We start from the raw sequence: 15,416 nt of genomic DNA on the forward strand, positions 1-15,416 counted from the left end.
GCACCCGTGCAGTCGCTGACCCGCGACAGCCTTGCTGCGCTGCGCGAGTCGTTGCCAGCATTCCCCGGCGCGGATACCGCGGCACCTGAAGTGGCTCTGTTTTGCCAGTATTACGGCCTCGACTTCGGACGGCGGCTACCGGCGGTTCGTCACAGCATGGGCCTGGTCCCCTCCGCCGGCTACCAACTGGCGGTACACAGTTGGCGGGTGCCCGATGCCCGCCACAACCTGTTGCTGGTGCACGGCTTTCTTGACCATTGCGGCCTCTACAGCCACCTGATTGAACATGCCCTGGCGCGGGATTGCAATGTACTCGCATTCGATTTGCCGGGGCATGGGCTTTCTACCGGCGAGCCCGCCGCCATCGAGGATTTCGGCGACTACGCCGTTGCAATCCGCGATGTGCTGGCTGCCGGCGATTTGCCGGTTTTACCGTGGCAGGTTATGGCCCAGAGTACCGGCGGTGCCGCCCTGGTGGAATTTGCCCGTCGCTTTACGCCCTGGCCGTTCACCGGCACCGTATTGCTGGCGCCGTTATTGCGACCGGCGAGCTGGTGGCGGGTACGCGCCGCCCATGAACTGGTGCACCGTTTTGTAGACAGTGTGCCGCGGGGTTTTGCCGAGAATTCAGCGGACCGTGAGTTTCTGGCGTTTGTACGCAATGATCCGTTGCAATCCCACCGTATTGCGGTGAGCTGGGTGGGCGCGCTGCGTCGCTGGCTGGCGGGGTTGCCGCTGCAGGATCTTGGTGTGGGGCCGGCGCTACTGGTTCAGGGTGATGCCGATACCACGGTTGACTGGCGCTATAACCTGCCTCATTACGGCACACTCTTTCCCGGCCTGCGCATAGAACTGATGCCGGGCGCGGGCCACCAGTTGGCCAACGAATCCGCAGCATTGCGCGAACGCTACCTGAAAACCATCGACCGCTATCTGGGCTGGTAAGCGCACGCGCTAGCTGGCGCTCAGCTGCATGAATTTCTGTACGCCATCGAAGAACATCTGCACGGAAATGATTACCAGCAGCATGCCCATCAGGCGCTCCATGGCAATCAGGCCGCGATTGCCCAGGGCGCGCAGCAGCAGGGGCGATGCCATTAACAATATGGCGGATACCCCCCAGGCGCCGACCACCGCCAGGGTCCAGTCCAGCATCCGCGTTGGGTCGCTGTTGACCAGCAGCATGCTGATGGCAAGCGCCGATGGCCCGGCCACCGCGGGAATGGCCAAAGGCACGATAAAGGGTTCACCCTCCGGGCTTTCTCCCATAATGCCGTTGGGCGAAGGGAAAATCATCCGCAGGGCGATCAGGAACAGGATGATGGCACCGGCGATACTGATCGATTCCTGCTTCAGGCCGAGTACATTGAGCAGGCCCGAGCCGGCATAGAGGAAGAGCAGCAGCACGCCGAGGGCAATCAGCATTTCCCTGAAGATCACCCAGTGTCGACGCCGGGCGTCTACATCCTTTAATACCGCCAGGAAGATGGGTACGTTACCCAGGGGATCCATAACAAAAACCAGGGTAATAAAAGCCGAGAGCGTGTCCATGTGTTCTCCGTGGTGGGGACGTTTGGCGGGCACTCTGGTACCATCCAGGGGTGGCAGGCGGCGCGCGGAGGAAGCAGATTATCCGGTCTACCATCCATACTCCAGTGGCGCCACCCACCATATCCACGAATACCACTATTTGTGCAGGGAAAAGACACCCACATGGCCAACACTGACGATCGTTTGCAGCAGGGCCTCAAGGCGCTACGCGAAGGCAATGCGGCAGAGGCTGAGGCCCAGTTGCAGGCTATCACCACAGAGGGCGCCGCGCCGGCCTCTACCTGGCTGGCACTGGCCTTTGCCCGGGTGAACCTGGGCCAGGGTGACGGCGCGCTGAGCGCTGTCGACCAGGCCCTGGCGCTGGAACCACGTAATCTGCGGGCCTTGTTGTTCAAGGCTGACCATCTGGACCGGATGGGGCAGGCGCGTACCGCGCAGAGCTTTTACCAGGGCGCCCTGCGGGTTGCCTCCGGCCTGCAGCAGGTCCCGCCGGACATCGGCCAGGGCCTGAAGCGTGCCCAGGACAGTTGTGACCGCCAGGCCGCGCACTATGAAGACTACCTGTTGGAAAAACTTGAAGCGGCCGGTTACCGCAGCGGTGAGCACGCGCGCTTTGCCGAGTCCCTCGATATTGCCTGTGGCAAACGCGACATCCAGTTACAGCAGCCCACCCGCTATTATTTCCCCGGCCTGCCCCAGCGGGCTTTTTACCCGCGCGAGGACTTTTCCTGGGTCAGCGCACTAGAAGCACAAACCGCCGTCATCCGCGAAGAATTGCTGGCACTGATGCGCGATGGCGAGCATTTTGAGCCTTACCTGGAAGCCGACCCCAATCGGCCAACACTGAATGTCAGTAGCAATCTCGGTAGCATGAACTGGGCCGCCTGCTATCTGTGGCGCGAGGGCACGCTGGTGGAGGAAATTGCGGCTCAGTGCCCGGCTACCATGGCCGCCCTGGAACAGGTGCCGCTGTGCCTGATTCCGGGCCAGATGCCCGGCGTACTGTTCTCCCGGCTCGCGCCGGGTGCGCGTATCGAGCCGCATTACGGCGCGGTAAACAGCCGACTGATCTGTCACCTGCCCCTGATTGTGCCCCCCAATTGCGGTGAGCTGAGGGTGGGTAACCACAGTAAGTCCTGGCGCGAGGGGGAACTGTTGATATTTGACGACAGCATGGAGCACGAAGCTGCGAACCCGAGCTCCCGGGACCGTATTGTCCTGTTGTTCGATATCTGGCGGCCTGAACTTGACCCCGGGGAGCGCCACTGGATATCGCAGATGCTGCAGGCCGTGAAGGAGTACCCCGAGGCATGAACGAGGTTCCGGAAAAAAGCGCCATAACCAGCGCATGGGATGTCTATTGGCAGTACACGCCAGAGCAGGCGGCCTACCAGCAGGGTGGCCCGCAGGAGGCGTTACTGGAAACATTCTGGCTGGGCCTGTTGCGCGAGCGCGCCAGGGCCACGCCCGGATTGCGCTGGCTGGACCTGGCCTGCGGCAATGGTGCCGTCATGGGTTTCGCGCAACAGGCGATGCCGGGCAGCGAGGCATTTTGCAGCGATTACTCACAGGCTGCGCTCACCAGTCTGCAGCAGCGTTATCCCCGGGCGCAGTGCGTCGTGGCAGACGCCCGCTGCACGCCTTTCGCCGATGCCGGCTTTGACCTGGTGGTGAGCCAGTTTGGGGTCGAATATGCCGGGGCGGATGCCGTGCTGGAGGCAGCAAGGCTGGTGGCCCCCGGCGGCACCCTGGCAGTGGTAATACATCTCAGGGACGGCGCCATTTTTCGCGAGTGTGAGCGCAACAGGGATGTTATCCGCGCTGTGCAGGCTACAGAAATACTGCCTTTGGCAAGAGTCGCGTTCGCAGCCGGTTTTGCGGCGATGGCCGGTAGCGGAACCCGAGAAACCTTCGTGAATGCAGAGCAGTCCCTCACCCCGGCAGTAAAGGCCCTGGAAAACGTGCTCAAGGACGCCGGGCCAAATATAGCGCAGGGCTTGCCCCAGCGACTGTACAAGGATATTGCCCACATGTACGGCAGGATGTCGGCCTATGACGAGAATGACGTCATGGCCTGGATTGAGCGCATGGAGGAAGGGCTGGCTGCGTATATAGGGCGTATGCAAACAATGCTTGACGCAGCCATGGACGCCGACGCGCTTGCAGAGGTGATTGCCAGGCTGGAAGCCGCCGGTTTGCAGTGTGACTCGCCGGCGCGGCTCTCAGCGGCAGGACACGAGTTTGCCGCCGCCTGGACCCTGGTTGGAAGTCGAAGCCCCAACCCGAAGTCTTAAGTCCAAGTCCTAGCCGCCCTGGGGACCAGCTCCCTGCACGCTGTTGCGCTGGATGGCATTCACTGCGTCCCGGCTGCCCTGGGCATCCTGTTCGGCCTGCTCCGGGTTTTGGCAAACGCGTGTGCCGATCCGTGTTCCCGTTTTCTGTACCGTCTTGCAAACAAGGCCTGTTTCCGTATCGGCGGCAGCATTCTGTGCCACGGTATTGCCGGCGCTGTTTCCGGCGCAACCGCCGATTAGCACGGCCGCCGTGGTAATCGCGGCGATTCTTGTCAATCTGTAGATCATGTTGTACTCCTTTCGCAGAACTATAATGTCGGTGTTGTGGGTATAAGAGTCAAACAGCTTGCGCTTGCAACCCTGCAATAAAAAAACCCGGCCAGAGAGCCGGGTTTTCGTTTGTTGCTACCTCGCTCCCGGCAGCACCGGGGGCGAGTGTCAACCAGGCTTTAGAAGCTTACTGTCAGGCCCAGGTACATGTAGCGACCCAGGGCATCGTACAAGCCGGGGAAGGTGTTACCGTTACCGTTGATGGACGGTCCCGCAGCGTTACCTGCGATCGGTGGTTCACGGTCCAGGACATTGTTGATACCCAGGCGCACGGTGGTGTTTTCCTGCACCGCCCAGTTACCTGCCAGGTCAAGATAGTTCTGGTCGGGCAGGTCCAGGTTGCCGTTCAGGTCGGTCACCTTGGAAATATGACGCCACATCGCGCTGGCAGTCACGTCCCATGGGGTCATCCAGGTCACACGCATCTGGTTACGCAGATCCGGTGTCGGGAAACCGCAGGAGCCGCCCCAGTTACCTTTACAGTCTTCAACAGGCGCTGTGCTCAGTTCCTGCTGGTCCCACTTGGTGATGATGGACAGGGTGTTGCTGATGCTCAGCGAGCCCATGTCACCCAGTGAGGCGCTGTAGTCGGCAACCACGTCCCAGCCTTCAATCTCTTCAACCGCGAGGTTGTCGAGCAGGGCCACGACCTTGCCGCTGGTGTTCACGTCGGAACCCAGCCACAGGTCGCCCAGGGGGCCGCGCTGCACGTTTTCACACAGTGCGTCGTTACCGCCGAGACACTCGTTGAGAATGAATTCGGGGCCCAAGTTGCTGATGCCCTGTTCAATCTCGATGGAGTACCAGTCAACGCTGACGGTCAGGGCTTCAACAAACTCCGGTGACCAGATAAAGCCAACGGAGTAGGTGTCGGATTCCTCCGGTGCCACGTCGGGGTTACCACCCTGCAGGAAGTTGTACTGGCCTGCAAAGGAGTCGATGATGCTGCCGTACTGGTCCGCGGTGACACCGGTACGGGCACAGGCCGCCGCACTTGCGGTGGGGTTGGTGCCGGCACAGGGATCTTCATCCATGTCGAACAGGTTCAGGCCCTGGGCCGCGAACAGTTCGCGGATGTTGGCGGCGCGCACGGCGCGCTGGTAGCTGGCACGCAGCTTGACGCCATCATTGATTGCCCAGCCGCCGCGAATACCGTAGGTGTCGGTAGTCTGGTCGGTGGAGTAGTCGGAGTAGCGATAGCCGAGATCCAGGGTCACTTCCTGGGCGAATGCCGCATCTTCAACCAGCGGGATGCTGGCTTCCATGAAGTATTCGGTCACGTCATAGCTGCCACTGACGGGAAGGGTTGCACCACCCTGGCCTGCGCCCAGACCCAGGCGGAAGCCTTCGTCGGGGTTGAAGTTCAGGCTTTCCTTGCGGTACTCGGCGCCCACTACCACTTCCACACCATTGTTTGCGGAGGGGAGCTTGATGCCGTAGTCGCCGAGGCTGCCTGCCAGGTAGCCTGAGAAGACTTTCTGGTCGGTGGTGCCGCGAGCGAACAGGGGCAGGGTCATGTATTCGGCAGCGGCCGGATCAACACCACCGGTTTCCCAGATGTTCCAGGGCACACAGTTGGTATCGGAACCATCCAGTACCGAGGCACAGGTGATGTCCCCGGTATCAGGGTCGACAACAGCGTCCAGTGCATTCAGCACCTTGGTGTTGGACAGGTCGTTGTTGTAGGTGTTCTCCATGCTGACTTCGGAGTACAGGCCATACACGTCATAACGCCAGGTTTCGTTGATGTCGCCACGGAAGCCGAAGACGCCACGGAATGTGGTGTGACGCAGGTCCTGGTTACGGGGGCCACCTTCTACGTTGCGACGTAATACAACCACATCGCGGGTATCATCAGCACCGAGACCCTGCGAGGTGCAGAGGATGTCGATCTGCTGGTCGGACAGGAAGGGGTTGTCACAGGCAATGCTGGGGGACAGGCCGAAGGCACCGGAGGGTGCAATCTGGGCATTGGTCTGGTTGTCCATGAAAGAGATTTCGCCGTAGGTTTCCACGTGCTCATTGATCTGGAAACGGCCGAAAGCACCGCCGGTATAGCGCTCGTCAGGGCGCTGGAAGTGGTTCAGCGGGCCATAGTTGTAGACTTCAGGGCCTGCTACGAACTGGTCGCCTTCAACACGGAATACATCTTCACCCACGATGAAGGTACCCTTGGGGCTGGTGCCTGAACCAAAGCAGCCGTCACCGGTATTGTTCAGTGCGCAGGCGCTGTAGTCGCGGCTGCTTTGCAGCAGGGCATCGACTTCACGGTAGGTGGCGTAAGCAGTTACGTTACCGCGACCGTTGTCGAAGTTGCCGCCCATGATCAGGGACCAGTTCTGGATGTCGCCACCGCTGTTACTGCCATCGGGGAACGGGAAGCCGGCATCGCCTACAACCTGCTGCAGGAAGCCATTGTCGTTGTCGTGCTGGTACTGGCTGAACTGGTAGTCAAACTGGACGCCTTCAAAATCATCCTGCATGACGAAGTTGACAACACCGGCAACAGCGTCGGAACCGTAGGTGGCGGACGCGCCACCGGTCAGTACTTCAACGCGGCTGATCAGGGATGCCGGGATCTGGTTGATGTCGGCGCCTGTACCGCCCTGCAGCGGTGAGCCCGCGGGCAGGCGACGGCCGTTGACCAGTACCAGGGTACGCGCATCACCCAGGTTACGCAGGTTCAGGGTAGCGGTACCCGTGGCGCCGTTGGCGGTGCTGGAGTTCTGGTTTGAATAGACCTGCGGCAGGTTCTTCATCAGGTCTTCGACCCGTGCAGTGCCCTGGAACTTGAATTCTTCTGCATCAACCTGGGTAACCGGGCTGGCGGCAACCAGGTTGGCTTTCTGGATGCGTGAACCGGTAACAATGACTTCTTCTACCAGTTGCTCCTGGGCGCTGGCTACAGACGGCAGGATTGCCGCTGAACCCAGACCCAGGGCAGCTGAGACCGCCATGGTGAGATGATTTTTGCGTAACATAGTCGTTCCCCTATTACTTAACGTAAGCATGCTTGTCCCGTGGCTTTGCCACTGGAGTCAGACATTAAACGAATTCCCGGGAGCAGTCCTCAAAGCAGGGGGCGGATTTGTGACATATTCACGCTATTGCGATGGAACTTGTCAAAGTACCAGAAATACTCTGAGATAAAGGCGCTATGGTTATGAAACCAAAGCAGTTTTCAGCGTAAGCGAGTAACGCCGACGGTCTTGCCGGAGGATGTCATTGTCATTTTGAAGAAGCCCAGCAGGTTTTTTTCAATCACGACCGCGCGATTATCGCCGCGATGGAAATAACGCCCCGAAAGACGTTGTTGCCAGACCTGGCCATTATCCAGGTAGAAAACAGTCTTCCCCGACCAGCCGTCAAAGGGGGTTTTGATGGTGGCCTCGATGCGAATCGCGCTTTCGGCGGCGCGTACCTCGGGGTTGCTGCGCAGCATTTCGGGCGCCTCTTCGGCGGTATAGGTCACCAGCCAGCGGTTGAGCGCCTCGCGCTCCGCCTCGCTGAGCCGGTGTAAGCCGGTATTGCGGAATTCATCCGCTGACATCAATTGTTCGATGTCCGGGAAACTGCGCTGCGCTGCCAACGCCGCAGTGGCGCCCAGGAGCACGGTGAAGATAAGCGTGGCGGTGCGTATGAATGTGTACATGGGGGTGCTCCGTAGATCAGAAACGCTGGCTCAGGCGGGTGTACCAGAAACGCCCCTTCAGCTCGTGGGTGCGGGCATCAATGTTATCGTTAAACGCCGATGCTGCCAAAGGCGCGGGCTCATCAAGGGCATTGTCGAGCCCAAGGGTCAGTCGCAGGCCCTCGAGAACATCGAAGTTATAGCTTAACTGCAGGTCGTGTACGGTCCAGCTGGAGATTGTACGTGTGCGGTCCGTACCGGGCACCTGTTCACGCATTGCGCTGACATGGTGAATATCATAGCTGGCATTCCAGCGCTCTCGTTTCCACCGTAGCCCCAACTGTGATTTCCATTCGGGGATGCCGCCCAGGCCCTCAGAGGCTTCATCCTGGAAGGTGCCCGCCAGGTCAACCCGGGGCGCATCGGCATCCACCTGGGTGAGGTATTCCCGGATATAGGCACCGCTGCCGGTGATTGACAATTGGCCCCAGCGCTGGCGGGGGAAATGATAGGCAATACCCAGGTCGGCGCCCTGGACGCGGCGTTTGCCGATGTTGAGGTTGTTGGCTTCCACCCGCACCAGGTTGCCCTGTTCATCGCGGATAACATTGTCGCTGAAACTGTCATCCCTGGCGTTCCGGTCGACAATAAACTGCGCGCTGGAGGCGATAACGTTTTTCTGGTCAATCTGGAAGTAATCAAGGGACAGGCGCAGGCCCGGAGCTGCCTCGGGTGTCCATACCAGCCCGCCGCTGAATGAGTGCGAGGTTACCGCCTCAAGGTCCGGGTTGCCGCCTTTCACCACCAGGAACTGGTTGCGGGTGGGATCTGCCTGCTGGCTGCAACCGGGTAACTCATCGACATTTGTCGTCCGGGTGCACGGGTCGTCGATGAAAGCCTGCTCTTCACTGGCGCCTTCATACAGCTCGTTCAGGCTGGGTGCGCGGAAACCCCGGGCATAGCCGCCACGCAGGACCAGCGAGGGCCCCAGTTGCAGCTTGAGCCCGATTTTGGGGTTGGTCGCGGCGCCAAAGTCACTGTAGCTGGACTGGCGCAGGGCAGCCTCAAGCTCCAGGCCACGGCCTCCGGTAGCACTCTGCCACAGCGGTATCCTGGTTTCAGCGTACAACTCGATGATCTTGCGGTCACCCCGGGTGGCTTCAAAATTGGTGGCGCCGATGGTGCCGGTAGCGGCCAGCAGCGCATCCGGTCGCTTGCTGGTGTCTTCATGGCGAAATTCCAGGCCCAGGGCCAGGTCGCCGCGGCCGGCCGGCAGGTTCAGCAGGGCATTGCTGAGATTAAGGCTGAGGCTGGACAGCGTGAACTCACCGCTGACCTCGCCGTCCACGCGTAAATAGTCAATCTGCTGTTGATTGATGCTGCCGGCGGGCCCGGCGAGATCGACCGGTACGCAGCCGTCAACCGCCATGCCCCGGCACTGGTCGGGGGAGCCCAGCGCGCGCCGGAGATGGTTGGCGTTAACCACATTGGTGACCGATTCCGTGGCTTGGCTGCGGCTCCAGTTATAACCTACGTCCCAATACCAGTCGGCATACAGGCCTTCAACGATAGCGCTTACTCTTGCCACTTCGGACTGGTTGCGCTGCTGGCGCGGCGGGAACTCCACCAGGCGTCTGCGTATATCGGTCAGTTCAACACCAAAATCATTGAACACATTGTCCGCAGCCAGGGTGAGGGGTGTTTGTTCAAAGGCTGTAAAAACGGGGGTAGGCGCCAGCGTGGCGGTGGCGCTGGTCTCCAGGTAATTCAGCTCCAGCAGGGTAGTGACCTGTTCGTTGAGATCATGGGAGAGGCTCGCATAGACATTGCTGCGCCGCATCGGCACCACCGCCGTGGTAAAGGCCTGGTAATCGAACAGGTCATCGCTCGTGGCCGGGCGGTAACCACTGCCATCGGCAATAACGGCCTGGCCGTTGGGCAGGACAATTCGCGCATCGGGGGTTGCGCTGGAGCGCTGGTCTGACCCGCCCAGGGGACGTGTGTCGGCGCTGCGGGAAACCTTTCGGTCCCTGCTGAACAGGGGCTCCTGCTCATAGTAAGAAGCGCTCACAAATAATCCGCCATCGCGAAAACCGGTCCCGTACTGCAGGGTTTGTGTGGTCGTCGTCATATCGCCGCGGCTGCTTTCGCCGTAAAAGGATTCTGCGAGCACGCCATAAAAATCGCGCTTCATGATGATATTGACCACACCGGCGATCGCATCCGAGCCATATATGGCGGAAGCACCATCCTTGAGAATCTCCACCCGCTCGACCGCTGCGGGCGAAATGCTGTTGAGGTCAACCGATTCGCCGGCAAGGCCGTTATTGGCTACCCTGCGACCGTTGATCAAAATCAGTGTATTGCTGGCGGGCAGCCCTCGAAGGGTTACCGTTGCGGTGCCATCGCCGCCGTTGGCAATGGCGGTGCTGGTGGAGTTGCCGATAACAGCCGGTACGAACTTAAGCAGTTCGCCAATGGTCTGGGCACCGCTGCGCTCAATGTCCGAGCGCGCGTAGACGTCAATCGGTGCACTGTAGCGGCCGGGATCCCGGCGGATCCGGGAGCCGGTGAGATGGCTGCCGTAAACATAGGTTTCCTCGATGCCCGGCTGGTATACCGGGAAGCGGGTGCCGGTTTCCTCTGGAGTGTCGCAGCTGTCGTCGTCGCAGTTTCGGGAATAGATGGCAACGATTCGCTGGTCAATGAATTCCCAGTCCAGATCAGTGGCTTCCAGTAAGCGGTTCAATGCGCTGACCCGATCCAGGTTGCCGGTTATGGCCGGGGCTCGAAGATGGCGGATAAGCCGGTCGGAGAAGACAATGGGGGTATCGCTCTGGCGACTGAACGCGATCAGGGCGGCCGCAAGAGAGCCCTCTTCAATCGCAAAGTAAGTGGGAGAAGCTGCCGGGTTGGTGGCTGTACCGGTTTGCGCCATGGGGCGGGCACAGGCCAGCAGCAGCAATGCCCAAACGACACCCTGCGCGAAGTACCTTGTCGCCCGGGACTCGGCAAGCATTTTCTGACCCTGCCTGGCTGGTGACTCTAAACCGCTGATTAATCAGGAGAAAAGAGGTGGCGCTAAAGATCGCCACGCAGACAGTGTTATATCCTACTGGCGGGGTTTCAGCAACCGCACAGTGTTATCATCGAGGCGCTCAACTTCCAGGGCAAAACTGCGCTCCAGTGCCAGTAGCACGCTTTCGGGATGGTCCAGGTCGAACACACCGGAAACCGTCAGGGTCGCCACTTCGCGATCGCTGATGAGGATTCGGTTATCGTGATAGCGGGCCAGCTCGCCAACAAGTTGCGCCAGGGGCAGCTCCCTGGCAATCAGCTCACCCTGCTGCCAGGCGATATCAGCTGCCGTGTCTGCACGGTAACTCTGGCCGAGGCCGCGACGCGATGCCTGTAATTGCTCATCGGCATGCAGGATCGCGGTTTGTGCCGGCCTGCCGGCCGGTTTGTCTCGTTCGCTGACGCGCACCACCCCTTCGGTGACGGTAATGTCGGTCATGCCATCGTAAATATGAATGTTGAAAGCGGTGCCGATTGCAGTCACATCGGCGCTCCCCGTATTCACCTGGAACGGGCGATCGGGATCCGTCCGGACCTCAAAGTAGGCCTCACCGCGCAGCAGGGTGATGTCTCGTGCGGAGCGCTTGAAGCTGACCTCAATCCGGGTATCGGTGTTCAGCGTCACCCTGGACTGGTCCTCCAGGACCACTGTCTGGCGTTCGCCAACCGCTGTTTGAAAATAGTCCGGCGGTTCCTGGTTTGTCGTCATCGGCAGGATGAATGCAGCGATGGCGAGGCTTGCCGCCAGTGCTGCCGCGGCACCCAGCCAGCCCCTGCGGGAGCGATTTGCGGGCGCCTCCCGCAGGGGCTCTTCGAAGGGCAGATGGCGCACACTACCGAGGTCATCCCAGAGTTCCAGCATCAAATCCATGGCCTCGCGATGGCCGGCATCTGCCGCCAGCCACAGGGCAAAAGCGCGGTGATCGTCTTCCGAAGCATCCTCCGCACGAAAGCGTGTGATCCAGCCCAGGGCCGTGTCACAGTCTCGCTCGAATTGTGGTGGAAAAGTCTGGTTCATAGTCTACCCGATTACAGGGCTCCCGATGCCGGCAGCTCTTATTCTCTCTGCGCCGGCGTGTTCTTGTAATGTTCTCGTTAGTGTAACGAGAAGCCTGAAGGTTCCCTCAGTAAATATTCGAAGAAAACTCAATCATTCTCCCCCGGGGGGTAAAACGAGGCCAGCCGCTTGCGGCAATGAAGCAGGGCCTGCAGGATATATTTTTCAACGCTGGAGACCGATACCTGCATGGATTCCGCAATGGCGCTATAGGGCATGCCATTGCGGCGATGCAGCAGAAAAGCCTGGCGCACGTTGGGCGGCAGCTCGTCAACGGCGTTGAATACGATGCTGAGCTTTTCCCGGGCACCGAGGATATGCTCTGGTGACGCGGCATTCGCATTGGGGTCGCGGGGCTCGTCGTCCGCCGCCTGGCTGCGCTCGCCCTTGAGAAACTGGAGGTGGAGTTTGCGACGTCTCAGCTGGTCAACAGCCAGGTTGGTTGCCACCTGGAACAGGAAAGCGCGGGCATTATCGAGAGTTTCCGGTGCGTTCAGCCGGTGCAGCCGCAGGAATGCTTCCTGGGCAACTTCCGCGGCATCTTCATGGCTGTCAAGCTTGCGCGCAAGGTAGCGCTCCAGCGCCGCGCCATGCGCGGTGACCAGAGTCGCCAGAAATCGATTCTTGTCGCTCGCCAGACTTGTGATGCAGTCTTCTCCCTGCGCGTATGGCGCCACCAGGGGGGGGCGCCACATGAAAGCGCTCAGAATAGTACGCGGCTTCGAATAGTGCCATCTATGTTGGTCAGTTTTTCCAGGGCGAGGTCGGAATATTCCGCGTCCACATCAATGACCACGTAGCCAATGGCCTCGTTGGTTTGCAGGAACTGGGCCGATACGTTGACGTCATATTCTGAAAATACCCGGTTGATGGCACTCATGATGCCGGGCACGTTGTGGTGTATGTGCAGCAGGCGGTGGCTGCCCTCGTGCTCTGGCAGTGCCACCTCCGGGAAGTTGACTGAGGAGGTGCTGGTGCCGTTATCGCTGTAATGCGCCAGCTTTTCCGCCACTTCCATGCCGATGTTGGCCTGGGCTTCCACGGTGCTGCCACCAATATGTGGGGTGAGGATCGTATTGTCAAAGGCGCGCAGGGGCGACAGGAACTCATCGTCATTGGAACGTGGCTCCACTGGAAACACATCAATACCGGCGCCGCCGATGTGGCCGCTCTCAAGATTCGCGGCCAGCGCGTCGATATCCACCACGCTACCCCGGGAGGCGTTGATCAGTATGCTGCCACGCGGCATCAGCGCGAGTTGCCCGGCTCCCATCATATTACGGGTCGCTTTTGTCTCCGGCACGTGCAGGCTGACAACATCGGACTGCGCGAGCAACTGATCAAGGCCGGGTATCTGGCGGGCATTGCCCAGCGGCAGCTTGCTGACTACATCGCAGAACTGCACCTGCATACCCAGGCCCTCGGCTATCACCCCCAGCTGCATGCCGATATTGCCGTAGCCCACAATACCCAGGCGCTTGCCCCTGATCTCGTAAGAGGCGGTGGCGCTTTTCTGCCATTCGCCGCGGTGCGCCGCCGCATTTTTCGCCGCTACGCCACGCAGCAGTAAAATGGCCTCCGCGATCACCAGCTCGGCAACGCTGCGCGTATTGCTGAACGGTGCGTTGAACACGGCGATACCGCGACGGGTGGCGGCGGCGAGGTCCACCTGGTTGGTGCCGATACAGAAGCAGCCCACCGCCACCAGCTTCCTGGCCGCTGCAAACACATCTTCAGTGAGCTGGGTGCGTGAGCGGATGCCGACAAAGTGCGCATTGGCAATGGCGGCCTTGAGATCTTCCGCCGGCAGGGCCTTCTGGTGCAGCTCGATGTTCTCATAGCCGGCGGACCGCAGCATTTCGACAGCAGAGGGGTGTACTCCCTCGAGCAGGAGGAATTTGATTTTACTTTTTTCAAGTGACTTGGGCGCCATACGGATTGGTGCTCCCGGGCTGTGGCAAGGTGGGCATGATTAAAAGGCGGCGTATGCTAACATACACCCCCCTTTTAGTCCCCTGAAGATATCAGGTAAGGAGCCCGACTTGGCCGCCATAAGCCCCGATATCCTGTCTGCATTGCAGGCGTGTGTCGGCACGGAGCGCGTGTTCACCGATGCGGTATCGTTCGAGCATTACGGTCGCGACTGGACCCGGGTGCACACGCCCGCGCCGCTGGCAGTGGTATTGCCCGGATCCGCCGGGGAAGTGCAGGCGCTGGTGCGGCTGGCGCTGGCGCATAAGCTCGCCCTGGTCCCCTCGGGAGGGCGAACGGGCCTCAGTGCCGGTGCGGTGGCACATAATGGTGAAGTCGTGGTCGCCCTGGATCGCCTGGATGACATTACTGACTTCAATCCGGTCGACCGCACGGTGCGTTGTGGTGCCGGGGTGATAACAGCGCAGCTGCAGGCATTTGCAGCCGATCAGGGCTTCTTTTACCCGGTGGACTTTGCCTCCAGTGGTTCCAGCCAGATTGGCGGCAACATCTCAACCAATGCCGGTGGCATCAAGGTAATACGCCATGGCATGACCCGGGACTGGGTGGCCGGCCTGAAAATTGTGACCGGTAGCGGCGAATTGCTGGATCTCAACCGGGGTCTGGTGAAGAACAATGCCGGTTACGATTTGCGGCAGCTGGTGATTGGTGCCGAGGGCACCCTGGGCATTGTGGTTGAGGCCACCATGCGCTTGGACAGGCCCCCCAAAGACCTGGCAGTACTGGTATTGGGCACGCCCGACATGAAGGCAGTGATGCAGGTGCTGGAAACGTACCAGGGTGCGATGGATTTGCAGGCCTTCGAGTTTTTCTCCGAGCTGGCACTGCAGAAAGTGGTCGTCCACCAGGGTCTGCAGCGGCCCTTTGCCACCCCGGCTGAATTTTACGCGCTACTGGAATTCGAGCAGCATAGCGATGCCGATATGGAGCAGGCGATGGCCCTGTTTGAGCACTGTGTGGAGCAGGGCTGGGTGGTTGACGGCGTGGTGAGCCAGAGCGTGGCCCAGGCCCAGTCGCTGTGGCGCCTGCGCGAGGATATTTCCGAAACGATCTCGCGCTGGACGCCCTACAAGAACGATATCTCCACCACTATTGCCCGGGTACCGGAATTCCTCGCGGAAGTGGAGGCGGTGGTATCCGCATCCTATCCGGAGTTTGAAATCGTCTGGTTTGGCCACATCGGGGACGGCAACGTACACCTGAACGTGCTGAAGCCGGATACCCTGCCAATGGCGGAGTTCCAGCAGCGCTGCGGCGAAGTCAGCCGCTGGGTGTTCGAGATCGTGCAGCGCTACGAAGGCAGCATCTCGGCGGAGCACGGGGTAGGGCTATTGAAGAAAGACTACCTTCACTACAGTCGTTCGGAGCTGGAGATCCAGATGATGCGCCAGATCAAAAAGGTGTTTGATCCGCAGGGAATCATGAATCCCGGCAAGATTTTTGACCTTTAACGGGCAGTGAGCCGGGTCCTTGCCGGGGTGGG

12 protein-coding genes are annotated in these 15,416 nt (G+C 60.2%); 4 read left to right on the forward strand and 8 right to left on the reverse strand.

Annotated features, from left to right (window positions below):
- The first annotated feature begins 6 nt into the window (after positions 1–6).
- On the forward strand, positions 7–945 hold the full coding sequence (locus CWI75_RS04030) for an alpha/beta hydrolase (protein WP_101520211.1): 939 nt from the start codon (positions 7–9) through the stop codon (positions 943–945).
- Between the two features lie 9 nt (positions 946–954).
- On the opposite strand, the gene CWI75_RS04035 is transcribed toward CWI75_RS04030, so the two are convergent.
- A complete protein-coding gene (locus CWI75_RS04035; RefSeq protein ID WP_101520212.1) occupies positions 955–1,551 on the reverse strand; it encodes a YhgN family NAAT transporter in 597 nt (198 codons plus the stop codon).
- A gap of 162 nt (positions 1,552–1,713) precedes the next feature.
- On the opposite strand from CWI75_RS04035, the gene CWI75_RS04040 reads away from it, so the two are divergent.
- Both CWI75_RS04040 and CWI75_RS04045 read left to right on the forward strand, forming a co-directional pair.
- On the forward strand, positions 1,714–2,865 hold the full coding sequence (locus CWI75_RS04040; protein ID WP_101520213.1) for an aspartyl/asparaginyl beta-hydroxylase domain-containing protein: 1,152 nt from the start codon (positions 1,714–1,716) through the stop codon (positions 2,863–2,865).
- Entirely contained in the window at positions 2,862–3,845 is a 984-nt protein-coding gene (locus CWI75_RS04045; protein ID WP_101520214.1) for a class I SAM-dependent methyltransferase, read from the forward strand. The genes CWI75_RS04040 and CWI75_RS04045 overlap by 4 nt, the downstream gene beginning before the upstream one ends.
- 9 nt (positions 3,846–3,854) lie before the next feature.
- Here the strand turns inward: CWI75_RS04045 and CWI75_RS04050 are convergent, their stop codons facing one another.
- The 7 genes from CWI75_RS04050 to serA form a co-directional block, all read right to left on the reverse strand.
- Positions 3,855–4,133, reverse strand: a complete 279-nt coding sequence (locus CWI75_RS04050; protein ID WP_146003545.1) for a hypothetical protein — start codon at positions 4,131–4,133, stop codon at positions 3,855–3,857.
- A 161-nt stretch (positions 4,134–4,294) separates the two neighbouring features.
- Positions 4,295–7,156 (reverse strand): TonB-dependent receptor domain-containing protein, encoded by a 2,862-nt coding sequence (locus CWI75_RS04055; RefSeq protein ID WP_101520216.1) that lies wholly within the window; start codon positions 7,154–7,156, stop codon positions 4,295–4,297.
- A 200-nt stretch (positions 7,157–7,356) separates the two neighbouring features.
- On the reverse strand, positions 7,357–7,827 hold the full coding sequence (locus tag CWI75_RS04060) for a hypothetical protein (protein WP_101520217.1): 471 nt from the start codon (positions 7,825–7,827) through the stop codon (positions 7,357–7,359).
- Between the two features lie 16 nt (positions 7,828–7,843).
- The gene (locus tag CWI75_RS04065) at positions 7,844–10,825 is read right to left on the reverse strand and encodes a TonB-dependent receptor (RefSeq protein ID WP_101520218.1); all 2,982 of its coding nucleotides are present in this window, start codon (positions 10,823–10,825) and stop codon (positions 7,844–7,846) included.
- A 93-nt stretch (positions 10,826–10,918) separates the two neighbouring features.
- Positions 10,919–11,902 carry a FecR family protein gene (locus CWI75_RS04070; protein ID WP_101520219.1) on the reverse strand — a complete coding sequence of 328 codons (984 nt, stop codon included), beginning with the start codon at positions 11,900–11,902 and terminating at the stop codon, positions 10,919–10,921.
- A gap of 128 nt (positions 11,903–12,030) precedes the next feature.
- Positions 12,031–12,636: an RNA polymerase sigma factor gene (locus CWI75_RS04075; protein WP_101520220.1), complete on the reverse strand. Its 606-nt coding sequence runs from the start codon at positions 12,634–12,636 to the stop codon at positions 12,031–12,033.
- A gap of 8 nt (positions 12,637–12,644) precedes the next feature.
- Complete coding sequence (gene serA / locus CWI75_RS04080) at positions 12,645–13,874, reverse strand: phosphoglycerate dehydrogenase (RefSeq protein WP_101520221.1); 1,230 nt, start codon at positions 13,872–13,874, stop codon at positions 12,645–12,647.
- Positions 13,875–13,983: 109 nt separating this feature from the next.
- Here serA and CWI75_RS04085 point away from each other — a divergent pair, with 109 nt between their 5' ends.
- The gene (locus tag CWI75_RS04085; RefSeq protein ID WP_206604634.1) at positions 13,984–15,384 is read left to right on the forward strand and encodes an FAD-binding oxidoreductase; all 1,401 of its coding nucleotides are present in this window, start codon (positions 13,984–13,986) and stop codon (positions 15,382–15,384) included.
- Positions 15,385–15,416: the final 32 nt, after the last annotated feature.

This window comes from Kineobactrum sediminis (genome assembly GCF_002868715.1).
GTDB lineage: Bacteria > Pseudomonadota > Gammaproteobacteria > Pseudomonadales > Halieaceae > Kineobactrum > Kineobactrum sediminis.